Raw genomic sequence first — 15,888 nt, forward strand, 5'->3', positions numbered from 1 at the left:
CCCGGGTCGAGGCGCACATAGTTGGTCCTGCCCCAGTGGTAGGTGTCGCCGGTGAGCTCGTCGCGCACCGGCACGGTCTCGTGCCAGTCGAGGCCGAGTTGCGGCATGTCCAACGAGACCGTGGCCTCCTGGGTGTGGTGAGGGTCGAGGTTGGCGACCACCAGAACCGTGTTCGAGTCGTGCGCTGTGCCGGCGGACTTCGAGTAGGCGATCACCGTCTCCTTGTCGGTGGGGTGGAAGTGCAGGTGGCGCAGTTGCTGCAGGGCGGGATTGGCACGGCGGATGCCGTTGAGCGCGGTGATCAGCGGGGCGATCGTGTCGCCGCTGCGCGCCGCCGACTCCCAGTCGCGGGGCCGCAGTTGGTACTTCTCCGAATGCAGATACTCCTCGCTTCCGGGCCGGAGCGCGCTGTTCTCGCACAGCTCGAATCCGCTGTAGACGCCCCACGTGGGCGACAGCGTGGCGGCGAGCACGGCGCGCACCTCGAAGGCGGGACGGCCACCGTCCTGGAGATAGGCGTGCAGGATGTCGGGGGTGTTCACGAAGAAGTTCGGCCGCAGGAAGTGGGCGGTCTCGCGCGACAACTCCGTGAGGTATTCGGTGAGTTCGTCCTTCGTATTGCGCCAGGTGAAGTACGTGTACGACTGCTGGAAGCCGACCGCCGCGAGGGTCTGCATCATCGCGGGCCGCGTGAACGCCTCGGCGAGGAAGATGACGTCCGGGTCGGTGGCCCGGATGTCGGCGAGCACCTGCTCCCAGAAAACGACCGGCTTGGTGTGCGGATTGTCGACGCGGAACACGCGGACCCCGTGGCCCATCCAGAACCGCAGCAGCCGCACCGTCTCCGCGATCAGCCCCGGCAGATCCTGGTCGAAGGCGAGCGGGTAGATGTCCTGGTACTTCTTCGGCGGGTTCTCCGCGTACGCGATGGAGCCGTCCGCGCGGCGGCGGAACCACTCCGGGTGCTTCTCCACCCAGGGGTGGTCCGGCGAGCACTGCAGGGCGAAGTCCAGGGCCACTTCGAGACCCAGCCGCCCGGCCTCGCCCACGAAGGCGTCGAAGTCCTCCAGGGTGCCCAGGTCCGGGTGGACGGCGTCGTGACCGCCCTCGGGCGAGCCGATGGCCCACGGCACGCCGACGTCGTGCGGCCCCACGGACAGCGAGTTGTCCGGGCCCTTGCGGAAGGTGGTGCCGATGGGGTGGATCGGCGGCAGGTAGACGACGTCGAAACCCATGGCGGCGATGGCGGGCAGCCGCGCCGCCGCGGTACGGAACGTCCCGGAGACGGGCGCCACCCCCTCCCGGACGATCGCGCCCTCCGAACGCGGGAAGAACTCGTACCAGGAGCCGTAGAGAGCTCTGCGCCGCTCCACGAGAAGCGGCAACTCATCCGAGGACGTGACGAGTTCACGCAGCGGATGGCGGTCGAGCGCCGCCGTCACCTCCGGGGTGAGGGCGGCGGCGAGCCGGGCCGCGGGGGAGCGGCCGGTGTCCCGCAGCGCGCGGGCCGCGTCGAGCAGCACGGTCCGGGCGGCGCCGGGGGCACCGGCCGCGGCCCGTTCGTGGAGGCGGGCGCCCTCCTCCAGGACCAGGTCGGTGTCGAGTCCCGCCGGTATCTTGATCCGCGCGTGGTGGCGCCAGGTGGTGACCGGGTCGCCCCACGCCTCCACGGCGTAGGTCCAGCGTCCCTCGGTGTCCGGCGTGACGTCGGCGCCCCACCGGTCGGTGCCGGGCGCGAGCTCCCGCATCGGGGTCCACGGCCCGGGCCGCCCACCGGGGTCGCGCAGCACGACGTTGGCGGCGACCGCGTCGTGTCCTTCGCGAAAGACGGTGGCGGTGACCTGGAACGTTTCCCCCGGCACCGCCTTCGCCGGTTGTCGCCCGCCGTGGACGGCGGGGCCGACGTCCAGGACCGGGATGGTGGGCTGTGCGGGTGAGCCTGGCGGGGATGAGCCAAGAGGCATGTCTGACCGCTCCTGTCCGCGTGCACGGATACGTGGGTGGGGAGGGGTTCCGTGGTGCGCGCCGGCGCTGCGCCGACGTGCGTACCGAAAGAGCCTTCCCACCCCCTTCGGGTGGGCAATCCGGCGCTTTGTTAACTACTAGTGCGTAAGGGCGCATGCAAGACCGGCCTTGTCATCCATGGCAAGAGCGGGGCGAATTCGCATATGCCTTATGGCCTGTTGAGCTGTTCGCCTGTGCACTGAGGGCGGGCCCGCTCCGTCACCTCGGTCGTTCATGAGCGCACGAGAGGACGGGACCGGCCACCTCATCGGGGGCAGCCCGCGAGGTGTACGCGAACCGGCCGAGGCAGACGTCCGAAAACCGCCGGTGCGGGGCGGGACCGCGCGGTCGGATGGGGACATGACTGCTCAGACGGATGCCAGGACCATGACGGAGTCGGTGCGGGTGCTGACCGGCATGTACGCGGCCGAGGAGAAGTACCTGGCGGCGGGCGGCCCCGGCCGCGCCTCCTTCGGCCTGCTCGCGCCCTACTTCTCTCCCGAGGTCGTCCTGCACCAGGCGGAGGGCCTGCCGTACGGCGGGACGTGGCGCGGTCACGACGGCATGGCGCGGTTCTTCCTCGCGATGAGCGAGGCGTGGGAGACCTTCGACATCACGCGGCAGGAGTTCCTCGCCACCGGGCCGACGGCGGTGGTCCACAGCGACATCCGGGCCCGCGCCCGCGCGACGGGCCGCGAACTCGCCTTCCCCATCCTGCAGACGGTCACGGTACGGGCCGGACGGATCACCGAGGTCCGTCCCTTCTACTGGGACACGGCGCTGCTCGCGGAGGCGTGCCGTGAATGACCGGGACACCGGGACACGAGGACGCCGGGACACCGGTACGCCTGAGGGGCACTTCTAGGGGGCGTAGCCGGAGAGGATCCTGCCGTCGTCCGTGGCGGTGAACAGGGCGCCGCCCACGTACAGCGGGAAGCCCAGCGAGGGCGGGTCGTCGTACTCCGTCCGCCCGTCCGCCAGAGGGATGTCCTTCCTGCGGTAGGAGTCGATGTCGTCCTCGGTGGAGCGGCCCCACATCTCGTACAGGCCGACGGCGAGGACCCGGCTGCCCGCCAGGGCGAGGGACACGGTGTCCTGCGGGCCGCCGTAGCGCCACAGGCGCTTGCCGGTGCGCCAGTCGAAGGCCGTCATGGAGTGGGTGACCGGGTCATCGGGATCGGGGCTCGCGGTGGCCACCACGAGGACGTCCGCGTCGCCCACGACCGGCGGCAGCGCGGGCTCCAGGCCGGGGGCGAGGGTGCGGCGCGTGGCGAGGGTGGTGGGGTCCAGTTCGCGGATGCCCGGGGTGCCGTGGTCCCAGCACACGAGGGACCCGCGGTGGGCCAGGAGGCCGTAGCAGGGCTGGCCGGGGGCGCGCCGGGTGACCTTGCCGTCCTCGGTGGAGAGGGCCAGGACGCCCTTGCCCTCGATGGCCGCGTACACCCGACCGCCCCGGACGAGGAGCGCGTGCTGCACCTTCGCGGGCAGTGCGGGCGACTCCCACAGCTCGTGGCCGTCCTTCGCGCGGCGGGCGCGCACGACGGCGCGGCTCGGGCCCGTCGTCTCGTCGGCGAAGCCGAACTCGGCGGTGTACACGACCCCGTTCGCGTACGTCAGGCCCGTCACCGCCGTGTCCGCGGCCGTCGGCCCGCGCCAGCGTTCGGTGCCGGAGGAGAGGTCCACCGCGATCACGCCGCGCTCGCTCGGGACGTACACCCGCTCGCCGTCGCTCTCGGGCGCCAGCACCTGGACACCCTGCAGGTCCTCGTCGGTGACCGGGAAGCCGCGCGAGGTCCAGCGGTGGCCGCCGGTCGCCGCGTCGAGGGCCGTGGCGGCGCCCTTGCCGTCCCGGCACACCAGCGTCGCCGCGACCAGGACGCAGCCGTTTCCCCGGTCGTCCAGGCCCTTGGGGCGCGCCACCGACCAGGGTTTCCAGCCCTTGGGGCGGGCCGACGCGGGGGACTTCGCGGCGCCGAACTCGCCGGAGCGGCCGGGGTTTCCGTACTCCGTGACGATGCGGGCGGGCCCGCCGGAGGCGGATGGTCCACGGCCCTCGTTCCCGTTCCCGCCGCTGCCGTTGCCGCCGCTTCCGCCGTCGCCCGGCAGCAGCACCGCCGCCACCGTCACCGCGGCCGCCACCGCCGCGGCGGCGGCGAACCACCACCGACGGCGCCGGGGAGCTGTCGGCCCTGGGGCGTCGGGGGCCGCGTCCGCACCCGTACCCGCGTGCGCACCCTCACCCTCACCCGTACCCGCGCCCGTCACCGTCGCCGCGTCCGCGAACGAGTCCCGGTCCGCAGCCCGTTCGCAGCGCGCCACCGCCTCCCTGTGCTCGGCGAAGAGGCTGAGCACGGGCGCGGGCCACGGCACGAGGGCCCCGGCACCGCCCGTCAGACGGGCGGCGAGCTCCGCTGCCGAAGGCCGGTCGCCGGGGTCCTGGCGCAGGCAGTCGGCGACGACTTCTCGCAGACCGTCGGGGACCGCGGAGAGATCCGCGTCACCCCGCGCGATGCGGAAGATCACCGAGGCCAGTTCCTGGTCGTCGAACGGGCCGCGCCCCGTCGCCGCGAAGCAGAGCACCGCACCCAGCGTGAAGACGTCCGATGCGGGCACCACCGCGTGGCTGCCCGCCAGGTGCTCGGGCGCCATGAAACCGGGCGTGCCCACGACCATCCCGGCCGCCGTCAGGGCCGTCGCGTCGAAGGCCTGCGCGATGCCGAAGTCGATGAGGGTGGGGCCCTCGGGGGTGAGGAGTACGTTGCCGGGCTTGAGGTCACGGTGCAGGACCTGGGCGGCGTGCACCGCCGCCAGGGCGCGGGCGAGCCCGGCGCCGAGCGCGCGCACCGCGTCGGCGGGCAGCGGACCGCAGCGGCGCACCGCGTCCGCGAGCGAGGGCCCGGCGACGTACTCGGTGGCAAGCCACGGCACGTCGGCGTCCGCGTCCCCGTCGAGCAGGGCCGCCGTGCCCGCGCCCGAGACCGCGCGCGCCGCCGCGATCTCCCGGCGGAACCGGATCCGGAACTCCCGGTCGATGTCCAGGTCGGGCCGGACGGTCTTGACCGCGACGAGCGGAGCGCCGGGCTGCTCGCGCGCCAGGTAGACCTCACCCATGCCGCCCGCGCCGATCAGGGCGAGCAGCCGGTACGGGCCGACCTGGCGCGGCGGCCCGGACAGGGGGTCGAGCACGGAACCTCCAAGGGGCGCTGTGCGTAAGGGAGATCGGGGACGGGCCGGGGCCCCGGGTTCAAAGACAGGCTCTCAGGAGGGCAGCTCGACCGAGACGACCGTGCCCTGGTCGTAGACGATCGTCGCGACGCCACCGAGCGGCAGCACCGTCGGCGGCTTCGGCTGGTCGGCGACCGCCGTGCCCCCGTCCTCGGGCGGCTCGGCGACGCGGTTGCCGGGGGCGCCGGCGACCCGGACGGTGCGGACCTTGCCCGCGGCCGTCAACGGCACCGTCCGCAGCGTGGAGTTGTCGGCGGTCAGGGCGCGGTCGCCGATGACCAGCGCGCCGGAGGAGACAGAGCGCCCGATGGCGTAGTCGACCACCGAGAGCGGCTCCTTGCGGACGAGCCTGCCGTTCTTCGGGTCGGCCACGAGCAGCTTCGCGCCCGTCGTGTCGTACGCGAGGGCGGCGCCCGGAGCGACCGCGCTCACCACGATGTCCAGGCCGGGGTTCCCGTCGGAGCCGGTCGGCGGGGCCTTGAAGCCGAACGTGCCCTCGACGGCGAGCGTGCGGGCGTCCAGGCGGGTCACCCGGGTCTGCGGATCGGCGGTCGGGGCGTCGAGGTCGCCGCCGACGCCGATCACGTGGGTGCACAGGACCTGGTCGTCGCCCGGGTCCGCGGGGGCGCGCGTATCGGCCATGAGGGAGCGGCACTGGCCGTCGTCGAAGACGCCGCCGACGCGGTCGCCCCTCTTCTCGTCGAGCGCGACGACACCTTTGCGGGAGTCGGCGTAGACGAGACCGCCGTGGGCGAGCACGGCGGTGTAGTTGCGCCGCTCGGCCATGGACAGGGGCTCGGTGCTGAGGTCGTACGTCCACACGGGATCGCCGCCGCGCTTGAGGGGGAACGCCTGGAGCGTGGCGCCCGTCGGCCCGTCCGTGCCCGCGCCCGTCCCGCTGCCTTCCGAGGAGACGATCAGGTGGTCGTCGGTGAGCAGGGCCGAGGTGACCTTCCGGCCGGCCGGAGGGCCGGCCGTCCACCGCACGTCGCCGCTCCGGGAGTCGCGGACCTGCACACGGCCCTTGTGCGCGATGACGGTCGTGCCGCCGCGCACCGCGGGGTTCAGTTCGTCGCCCGGCATGAAGAACGCCCCGGACGGGCTGATGTACGCCTCGCCGCCCGGCCCGTCGTCCTGCCCCGAGCGGCCGTCCGACGTCCACAGGCGGTGCCCGTCGGCGGCGCCGCGCGCCTCGTACGTCCCGTTCGTCAGCAGACACACGACGGCCTCGGTGTCCGCCGAGCAACTCATCGGCGCATGGCCGAACGTGGCCCGCCAGGGCCGCCAGCCCTCGGGGCGCTGCGCCGCGTACTGCGGGACGTGGCCGTTGCGGTCGTCGCCGCCGGACGCGCCGACGCCGGCGGTGGCGACCAGCCGGGCGGGGGAGACGGAGGGCTTCGCGGCCCCGGGGGAGGCGGGCCGGCCCCGGTCGCCCCCGGGGCTGCCGGAGGCCCGGCCGCCGCCGTCGGAACCGGAATCGGAGCCGGAATCGGAGCCGGAGTCGGGCCCGCGCAGGGCGAGCAGTCCGCCGACGACGGCGCCCGCCACGGCCACGGCGGCGACGACGAGGACGGCACCACGACGGCCCGGCCCCCGGCGGGGCGGCGGTGCGGGGACGGCCGAGCCCATGGTGGGCAGGGCGTGCGCGGACAGGTCGTGTGCGGGCAGGTCGTGTGCGGACCTGGCGTGCGCCGACAGGTCGTTCGCGGGCAGGCCGGGAGCCGTCGGGGTCCGCGTAGGGGTCTGGGTCGCCGGGTGCGCGGGGCCGTCGGGCATCGGGGGCAGGGGCAGCAGGGGGCGCCCGGAGGCGCACAACTGGCCGGTGTCGCGGCGGACTTCGGCGATGTCGCCGAGGACGGTGGGGGGCCACCCGGCGTCAGGGGCACCGTCGCCGTCGTCGTCCCGCAGCGGGCCCAGCCGCTCCGCCACCTCCGCCGGCCCCGGCCGCTCGCCCGGCTCCCGTGCCAGGCAGGCGGCGAGGAGGTCGCGCAACTCCTCGGGGACACCGTCGAGCCGGGCCTCGGCCCGGGACACGCGGTACAGGACCGCCGCCATCGGGCCGTCCCCGAACGGGTCGTCGCCGGACGACGCGTAGGCGAGGACGGACGCCAGACAGAACACGTCGGACGCGGCCACCACGTGGCGGCCGCCCGCCACGTGCTCGGGGGACATGAAGCCGGGCGTGCCCACGAGCAGGCCCGTCGAGGTCATCGTGGTCGCGCCGAGCGCCCGTGCCACGCCGAAGTCGATGAGCTTGGGCCCCTCCGCGCCGAGCAGGACGTTCGCGGGCTTCAGGTCGCGGTGCAGGGCGCCCGCCGCGTGCACGGCGGCCAGCGCGCGGGCCACCCCGGCGCCGAGCGCGGCGACGGCGGCGACGGGCAGGGGGCCGTGCCGCCGGACCGCGTCGGTGAGGTTCGGCCCAGGGACGTACTCCGTGGCGAGCCAGGGCTGCCCGGCGTCCGCGTCGCCCGCGACGAGGCGGGCCACGTAGGGACTGTTGACGGACGTCGCGACGGATATCTCGCGCCGGAACCGGGCGCGGAACCCCGCGTCGCCCGCGAGGTCCGTGCGGATCGCCTTCACGGCGACGAGCGCGTCCGGGTCGTAGGGGCGGCCGGGGGGCTCGTGCGGACCCGGCGCCGCCAGGAACACCTCGCCCATGCCGCCCGCGCCGAGCCGGGCCAGCGTCTCGTACGGACCCACCCGCCGTGGAGACGACTCCCGCAACTGCCCGATCATCCGCCGTCGCCCCCCGTTGCCGCTGTTGTCCGCCGTCAAGTCCCGTGCCGCACGGGCAGGTTGCAGATTACAGCGGGCCCGCCGAGAGCAGCGGCGGATACGGCAAGGACCCGCGCCCTTCCGCCGCACCGGCGGCCGGCGGCGCCGACGCCGACAGCGGTGAGGTGTCCGGCCCGGCCGGGCCGCTCTTCTGCGCCCGTCCGCGCGCCGTAGTTGCCGGGGGCCGGTCACCGCTACCGTCGACGCGTAGGTCGATTCGTAACGCATCCCCCGGTAGAGGTGGAGTCGCTGTGAAGGCCATCCGTCGTTTCACCGTACGTCCCGTCCTTCCCGAACCCCTCGGCAGGCTCTCCGAGCTGGCCCGCAATCTGCGCTGGTCCTGGCATCCGCGCACCCGTGACCTCTTCGAGTCCGTCGACCCCCGGCTGTGGGCGGCGTCCGGCTGCGACCCCGTACGGCTCCTCGGCGAGGTGCCGTCCGCGCGGCTCGACGAGCTCGCCGGCGACGCGGACTTCCTGCAACGGCTGGGTGAGGCGTCCGACGACCTGCGCGAGTACGTCAACGGGGAGCGCTGGTACCAGGAGCGGGCCCGCGACGACGGCCACCTCCCGCGCGCCGTCGCCTACTTCTCACCCGAGTTCGGCATCACGGCGGCGCTGCCGCAGTACTCCGGCGGCCTCGGCATCCTCGCCGGGGACCACCTGAAGGCCGCCAGCGACCTCGGCGTCCCGCTCATCGGCGTCGGTCTGCTCTACCGGCACGGCTACTTCCGCCAGTCGCTGTCCCACGACGCCTGGCAGCAGGAGCACTATCCGGTCCTCGACCCGAACGAGCTGCCCCTCGCCCTGCTGCGCGAGGACGACGGGATGCCCACGACCGTCGCGCTCGCCCTGCCCGGCGGGCGCTCGCTGCGGGCGCACGTCTGGCAGGCGCAGGTCGGGCGCGTACCGCTGCTCATGCTCGACTCCGACGTGGAGGAGAACGGCCCCGGCGAGCGTGGCGTGACCGACCGGCTCTACGGCGGCGGCAGCGAGCACCGGCTGCTGCAGGAGATGCTCCTCGGCATCGGAGGGGTGCGCGCCGTCCGGGCGTACTGCCGCCTGACCGGCCACCCCGAGCCCGAGGTCTTCCACACGAACGAGGGCCACGCCGGGTTCCTCGGCCTGGAACGCATCCACGAACTGGCCCTGGAAGGCGTCGAGTTCGACACCGCCCTCGAAGCCGTCCGCGCCGGGACCGTCTTCACCACCCACACACCCGTGCCCGCCGGCATCGACCGCTTCGACCGCGAACTGGTCGCCCACCACTTCGGCCCCGGCGCCGAACTGCCCCGCATCGACGCGGGCGACGTCCTGCGGCTCGGCATGGAGACCTACCCGGGAGGCGAGCCCAACCTCTTCAACATGGCGGTGATGGGCCTGCGCCTCGGCAGCCGCGCCAACGGCGTGAGCACCCTGCACGGCGCGGTCAGCCGCGAGATGTTCGCGGGCCTGTGGCCGGGGTTCGACGCCGACGAGGTGCCGATCGCCTCCGTCACCAACGGCGTGCACGCCCCGACCTGGGTGGCCCCCGAGGTCTTCCGGCTCGGCGCGCGCCAGATCGGCGAGCGGCGCACCGAGGACGCGCTCTCCGTCGGCGGCTCCGACCGGTGGGACGCGGTGGCCGACATCCAGGACGCCGACATCTGGGAGCTGCGCCGCACCCTGCGTGAACAGCTGGTCCACGAGGTCAGGCGGCGCCTGCACGACTCGTGGCGGCAACGCGGCGCGGCGAGCGCCGAGTTGGGGTGGATCGACGGTGTGCTCGACCCGGACGTCCTCACCATCGGCTTCGCGCGCCGCGTCCCCTCGTACAAGCGGCTCACGCTGATGCTGCGCGACCGCGACCGGCTGATGGAGCTGCTTCGCCACCCCGAGCGGCCGGTGCAGATCGTCGTCGCGGGCAAGGCGCACCCGGCGGACGACGGCGGAAAACGGCTCATCCAGGAACTCGTCCGGTTCACCGACGACCCGCGGGTGCGCCCGCACATCGTGTTCCTGCCCGACTACGGCATGGCGATGGCGCAGAAGCTCTACCCGGGCTGCGACGTGTGGCTGAACAATCCACTGCGGCCCCTTGAGGCGTGCGGGACGAGCGGGATGAAGGCGGCCCTGAACGGCTGCCTCAACCTCTCCGTCCTGGACGGCTGGTGGGACGAATGGTTCGAGCCCGACTTCGGCTGGGCCATCCCGACCGCGGACGGCGCCGCCATCGACGAGGACCGCCGCGACGACCTGGAGGCCGCCGCGCTCTACGACCTCCTGGAGCGGCGGATCGCACCGCGCTTCTACGAACAGGGGCCCGGCGGGCTGCCCGACCGCTGGATCGAGATGGTCCGCAGGACCCTGACCCGGCTGGGCCCGAAGGTTCTCGCGGGCCGCATGGTGCGCGAGTACGTCGAGAAGCTGTACGTGCCCGCCGCCCGCGCCCACCGGAGGCTCGACGTCACCGCGGCGGGTGAGCTGGCCGCGTGGAAGACCCGGGTCCGCGCCGCGTGGCCACGGGTCGCCGTGGACCACGTGGAGGCGTCGGCGACCGGGGCGACCGCCGAGCTCGGCGCCACGCTGTCCCTGCGGGTGCGGGTGCATCTGGGGGAGCTGACGCCGGACGACGTCGAGGTCCAGGTGCTCGCGGGGCGGGTCGATCCGGAGGACCACATCGCCGGGGCGGATCCGCTGCCGTTGAAGTCCACGGGTGGGCCCGACGTGGAGGGGCGGCGGGTGTACGAGGGGCCGTTGGCCCTCGACCGGGCGGGGCCCTTCGGGTACACGGTGCGGATTCTTCCTTCGCACCGGTTGCTTGCCAGCGGGGCGGAGATGGGGCTTGTGGCGGTGCCTTCTGAGGGGACGGGGGAGGGGGCGGGGTTGTTGATGCGGTGACTTGGCGCGGGCCTAAAAGAATGCGCAGTTCCCCGCGCCCCTGATCAGGGGCGCGGGGAACTGCGCGAATCTTTTGTCTGTTACTTGACGTTGACGCCGGTCCAAGCGGCCTCTACGCCCTTGTACTCCGCGGAGTCCGCACCGTACAGATCCTTCGCGGCGCTCAACGTGCCCTCGCGGGCCGCCTTGTAGTCCGTCGTGGACGTGAAGTACGTCGTCAGGGCCTTGAACCAGATCTTCTCGGCCTTGTCGCGTCCGATGCCCTCGACCTTGGAGCCGTCGGCGGTCGGCGAGTCGTACTTGACGCCGTTGATCTCCTTCGCGCCGCTGCCCTCGGACAGCAGGTAGAAGAAGTGGTTGGCGATGCCCGAGGAGTAGTGGACGTCGACGTTGCCGGCGTCCGCGCTCCAGCTGTCCAGGGACTGGCCGTCCTTGGAGGGCTTGTCCATGTAGCGCAGCGGGGAGCCGTCGCCGTTGATGTCGATCTCTTCGCCGATGAGGTAGTCCCCGATGTCCTCGGGGCTCTTGGCGTTGAACTCGACGGAGGAGCCGAAGATGTCGGAGGTGGCCTCGTTCAGGCCGCCGGACTCGCCGCTGTACTCCATGTTGCCGGTGGCCGAGGTGACGCCGTGCGACATCTCGTGGGCCGCGACGTCGATCGAGGTGAGGGGCTTCTTGTTGCCCTCGCCGTCGCCGTACGTCATGCAGAAGCAGCTGTCGTCCCAGAAGGCGTTGACGTAGGAGTCGCCGTAGTGGACGCGGGAGGTCGCGCCCTTGCCGTCGCCCTTGATGCCCTCACGGCCGTGCACGTTCTTGTAGTAGTCCCAGGTGACCTGGGCGCCGTACGCGGCGTCGACGGCGGCGGTCTGCGGGTCGTCCGGCTTGCCGGTGCCCCACGTGTCGTCGTCGTCCGTGAAGAGCTTGCCCTCGCCCTGGCCGTTCTCCAGGTTGAAGGTGGAGTGGCCGCCGCGCGAGTCGTCGGTCAGGTCGAAGCCGCTGGCGCCCTTCTTCGAGCCGATCTCGACCTTGCCGCTGTACTGGCTGTTGCCGGTGCCGTTCTCGATGGCCTGGTGCTGGAAGAGCTTCTTGCCCGTCGCGGCGTCCGTGATGACGTGCAGTCTGCTGGGCGTGCCGTCCTTCTGCGTGCCGGTGACGACGGTCTCGTACGCGAGGACGGGCTTGCCGGAGGCGGCCCAGATCACCTTGCGCGGCGACTGCGCGTCGGCCTTGGCGGTCTTCGCCTTCGCGGCGGTCGACTCGGCGGACTTGGCGACGGCGGACTTGCCGAGCTTCGCGTCGGTGGACGCGACCTTCACGCTCGCCTTGGTGGCCTTCGTGACGCTCTTGACCTTGCCGCTCCTGGCGGTGTGCACCACGAGGTCGCCGCCGAGGACGGGCAGTCCGTCGTAGGTGCGCTCGTAGCGGGTGTGGACCGTGCCGTCGCGGTCCTTGACCACGTCGCGGACGACGAGCTTCTCCTTGGCGCCCAGGCCGATCTTCTCGGCGGTCGCGGCCTTGCCCGCGTCGGCGTCCTTCAGGAGGCCGGCCTTGGCCGAGGTGGAGAGGGCGGCGGGCGCGCCGGAGGGCGCGGCCGGCTGGGCGGAGGCGCCGGTGGTCAGTCCGGCGGCGAGCAGCGCTCCGGAGGCAACCGCGGTCGCGATGGCCAGGGTCGAACGCTTACGGGATATGTGGGGGGTCACGCAGGCTCCTTCTGTGGGGGGCCCGGGCGGCATGGGGGACTACCCGGGCATGAAAGATGCGGTGCGGGTGTGACGTGTGGTGCTGCGAGGAGAGTGTCATTCGAGCCAGGTACATGTCAGCCCTTGGGTGGATGTTGGCCGGAAATAGTTCGTTGAGCGATGGTCAACATACGTAATGCGAACAAGGTGTGAACGGCGCAGGGGCGTGAACGAGCGCGCCGCCTCGGGGAGTTGATCGACCCGGGGCGGCGGCGTTCGTCGTGCTCAGAGATGCGCCGGAGGGGCGCCCCGCCCGTCGTGCACGGGCGGCGCGTCCCTCCGGTGTGTTTGCGAAGGGGACTTCGGGCACCCTCGGGCGCCTTCAGGCCGGTTTACGGGAAGGTGACCTTCCAGCTGTTGATGTAGCCGGTGTCCTGCGCGGCCTTGTCCTGAACCTGCAGCTTCCAGGCGCCGTTGGCCACCTCGGACGAGGCGTTGACCGTGTAGGTCTCCTTGACGTTGTCCGCCGAGTCCGAGCTGCTGGTCGCCTTGAGCGGGTAGACCGTCCCGTCGGGGGCCAGCAGGTCGACCTTCAGGTCACCGCGCCAGGTGTGGACGATGTCGACGCCGACCTTCAGGGCGCTCGGCGCGTTGCCGGTGCGGCCGGTGACGTTGACCGTCGAGGTCACCGCGGGGCCGTTGTCCGGAATGGCGACGTCCGTGGTGTTCTCGAAGGACGTGCCGGGCTCCTCGCCACCGGGGCGGCTGCCGACGTTCACGGCCGCCCAGGCGTTGGCGACGGCCTTGTACTCGGCGCTGGTGGTGCCGTACAGCTCACCGGCCGCCGCGAGCGTCCCGGTGCGGGCCGCCGCGTAGTTGGTCGTCGTGGTGAACTTCGTGGTGAGCGCCTTGAACCAGATCAGCGACGCCTTGTCCCGGCCGATGCCGGTGACCGGGAGGCCGTCCGAGGTGGGCGAGTCGTACGAGACGCCGTTGATGACCTTGGCGCCGCTGCCCTCGCTCAGCATGTAGTAGAAGTGGTTGGCGATACCCGACGAGTAGTGCACGTCGACGTTGCCCACTCCGGAGTACCAGGAGTCCTTGGACGCGCCGTCCTTGCTCGGCTTGTCCATGTAGCGCAGCGGACTGCCGTCGCCGTTGATGTCGATCTTCTCGCCGACGAGGTAGTCGCCCTTGTCCTGGGCGTTGTTGGCGTTGAACTCGACCGCGGCGGCGAAAATGTCGGAGGTGGCCTCGTTCAGGCCGCCGGACTCGCCGCTGTACTGCATGTTGCCGGTCGCCGCGGTGACGCCGTGCGTCATCTCGTGCGCCGCCACGTCGATGGAGGTCAGCGGCTTGGCGTTGCCCGAACCGTCGCCGTACGTCATGCAGAAGCAGGCGTCGGACCAGAACGCGTTGACGTAGTTGTTGCCGTAGTGGACCCGGGAGTACGCGCCGACGCCGTCACCGCGGATGCCGGTGCGGCCGTGCACGTTCTTGTAGTAGTCCCAGGTGAGCTGGGCGCCGTAGGCGGCGTCGGCGCCGGCGGTCTCCGCGTTGGAGGCCTGGCCGTTGCCCCAGATGTCGTCCGGGCCCGAGAAGAGCGTGCCGGTGCCGGACGTACCGTGGTTCAGGTTGTACGTCTTGTGGTTGCCGCGCCCGCTGTCGGTGAGGGTGTAGTTCGACCCCGACTGGACGCTGCCCACGGTGACCTGGCCGCTGTACTGCGTGTTGCCCGTGCCGTTCTCGATGCCCTGCCACTGGAAGAGCTTCTTGCCGGTGGCGGCGTCCGTGATGACGTGCAGCTCGTTCGGGGTGCCGTCGTGCTGCAGCCCGCCGACCACGGTCTCGTACGCGAGGACCGGCTTGCCCCCGGCCATCCACACGACCTTGCGCGGCGCCCGGTCCGCGTCGGTCTTCTTCGAGCCCGCCGCCTTCGCGGCGGCCAGCGCCTGCTTCTCGGCGGCCGACGCCTTGACGTCGGCGCTCATGTCGACGCCCTTGAGCTGCGCCTTCGCGGCCTTGGTGACGCCCTCGGTTTTGCCGGACCTGGCGGTGTCGACCACCAAGTCGCCGCCGAGGACGGGCAGGCCGTCGTAGGTGCGCTCGTAGCGCGTGTGGACGGTGCCGTCGCGGTCCTTGGTGACGTCGCGGACGACCAGCTTCTCCTTGGCGCCGAGCTTGAGGTCGTCGGCGGTCTGTGCCTTGGTGGCGTTGGCGTCGCGGATGAGCTCCGCGCGCTGGGCGGGGGAGAGCTTGACGGCGAGCGCGCCGGGGTCGACCTTCCCGAGCTTCTGGGCCGCGGGGGCGGGGGCCTTGGCCGCGGGGTCGTCGGCCGAGGCGGGGCCCGCCTGGACGGCGACGGCGAGGAGTGCGGCCACTGCGGAGAGGGCGCCGACGGCGGTCGCGCGAGTGCGGACCGAACGGCTGTGGGAGGTGTGTCTGTGGGAGGTGCTTCTCAACACGGACTCCTTCTGCGCGGCCGCGGGGATGCGCGGCCAGAGCTACCGGACGGCTGGGTCGCCGACCGGGCAGAACAAGGCGGAACGCAGAACTGGGCGGTGCACAACGGGTATTGCGTGAAGAGGAACCGTCGCCTTGTTGAAAGTCGTGCGACGGTCGAGGGGAAGAGTGACACCAGAGTCCGGCTGATGTCAGGTGCGCGTCAGGAGTTGGCCGAAATTGGTCCGTTGGCCGGTGTAGGACGTTCACTATGCGGAGCCTGGCCGGAAGCCTGCGGCGGCGCCGGTGCGGTCACACGCCGGCGCTGGCCTGCGCGGCCCACTCCTCGGCGTGCTCGACGGTCAGGTCAGCCGCGGACCGGGCGCCGGCCACGTAGGCGGCCCACCAGAGCTCTTCGCACGGAATGTGGCCTTCCCCCTTGGTGTCCACCCAGATGCAGGCGTGGCCCGACGCATCCTCGGTGACATCCCACCACGACCACTTGCGCAGGCCGGGATCGAAACAGTAAATCCATTCCCCGACGTCCCAGGCATTGCTGTCCCGGGTGGTGAGGTAATGCCGCTTCCCCGTCGATTCGGGGGAGTCGCCCACGAGATCGGTGTTTCCGTCCGTGACGGAGAGAAACCAGTCGGGGAGCGATCCCGTCGAAATGTCGTCCGCGCTCTCGTCGTCGAAGTCGACGTCCTTGGTGATGTCCAGTGCTTCGCGCACGAGGGCACGCAGACGCCGTGCGTATTCCGGCACGGGGAGGGCGGGTGTCACCTTGATCAGGGCGAGCAGAGGGGCGGGTTCGTCGCTCGGCCGCCCTGTCGTGCGGCTCGTCTCCCGCTCCGGGTCGTACCTGTTCATGCGTGCCTTTC

At 72.2% G+C, this 15,888-nt stretch carries 8 protein-coding genes; 2 read left to right on the forward strand and 6 right to left on the reverse strand.

What is annotated here, in order from left to right; translation table 11 throughout:
- On the reverse strand, positions 1–1,964 hold a 1,964-nt coding region (locus ACFVYL_RS37060), incomplete at its 3' end, for an alpha-1,4-glucan--maltose-1-phosphate maltosyltransferase (RefSeq protein WP_389724463.1).
- Positions 1,965–2,364: 400 nt separating this feature from the next.
- Here ACFVYL_RS37060 and ACFVYL_RS37065 point away from each other — a divergent pair.
- Positions 2,365–2,811, forward strand: a complete 447-nt coding sequence (locus tag ACFVYL_RS37065) for a nuclear transport factor 2 family protein (RefSeq protein WP_389724466.1) — start codon at positions 2,365–2,367, stop codon at positions 2,809–2,811.
- A gap of 54 nt (positions 2,812–2,865) precedes the next feature.
- On the opposite strand, the gene ACFVYL_RS37070 is transcribed toward ACFVYL_RS37065, so the two are convergent.
- Together ACFVYL_RS37070 and ACFVYL_RS37075 are read right to left on the reverse strand one after the other, a co-directional pair.
- Complete coding sequence (locus ACFVYL_RS37070) at positions 2,866–5,190, reverse strand: protein kinase (RefSeq protein ID WP_389724469.1); 2,325 nt, start codon at positions 5,188–5,190, stop codon at positions 2,866–2,868.
- Positions 5,191–5,262: 72 nt separating this feature from the next.
- Positions 5,263–7,968 (reverse strand): protein kinase, encoded by a 2,706-nt coding sequence (locus ACFVYL_RS37075; protein WP_389724472.1) that lies wholly within the window; start codon positions 7,966–7,968, stop codon positions 5,263–5,265.
- 290 nt (positions 7,969–8,258) lie between these two features.
- Here ACFVYL_RS37075 and glgP point away from each other — a divergent pair, with 290 nt between their 5' ends.
- Complete coding sequence (gene glgP, locus ACFVYL_RS37080; RefSeq protein WP_389724475.1) at positions 8,259–10,886, forward strand: alpha-glucan family phosphorylase; 2,628 nt, start codon at positions 8,259–8,261, stop codon at positions 10,884–10,886.
- A gap of 80 nt (positions 10,887–10,966) precedes the next feature.
- On the opposite strand, the gene ACFVYL_RS37085 is transcribed toward glgP, so the two are convergent.
- The 3 genes from ACFVYL_RS37085 to ACFVYL_RS37095 all read right to left on the reverse strand — a co-directional run bounded on the left by ACFVYL_RS37085 (position 10,967) and on the right by ACFVYL_RS37095 (position 15,877).
- A complete protein-coding gene (locus ACFVYL_RS37085) occupies positions 10,967–12,586 on the reverse strand; it encodes a M4 family metallopeptidase (RefSeq protein WP_389724477.1) in 1,620 nt (539 codons plus the stop codon).
- A 371-nt stretch (positions 12,587–12,957) separates the two neighbouring features.
- Positions 12,958–15,030 carry a M4 family metallopeptidase gene (locus ACFVYL_RS37090; protein WP_389724479.1) on the reverse strand — a complete coding sequence of 691 codons (2,073 nt, stop codon included), beginning with the start codon at positions 15,028–15,030 and terminating at the stop codon, positions 12,958–12,960.
- A gap of 289 nt (positions 15,031–15,319) precedes the next feature.
- A complete protein-coding gene (locus ACFVYL_RS37095) occupies positions 15,320–15,877 on the reverse strand; it encodes a hypothetical protein (protein ID WP_389724481.1) in 558 nt (185 codons plus the stop codon).
- Between the last annotated feature and the right edge of the window lie 11 nt (positions 15,878–15,888).

It is taken from the genome of Streptomyces sp. NPDC058308, assembly GCF_042880275.1.
Classification (GTDB): domain Bacteria; phylum Actinomycetota; class Actinomycetes; order Streptomycetales; family Streptomycetaceae; genus Streptomyces.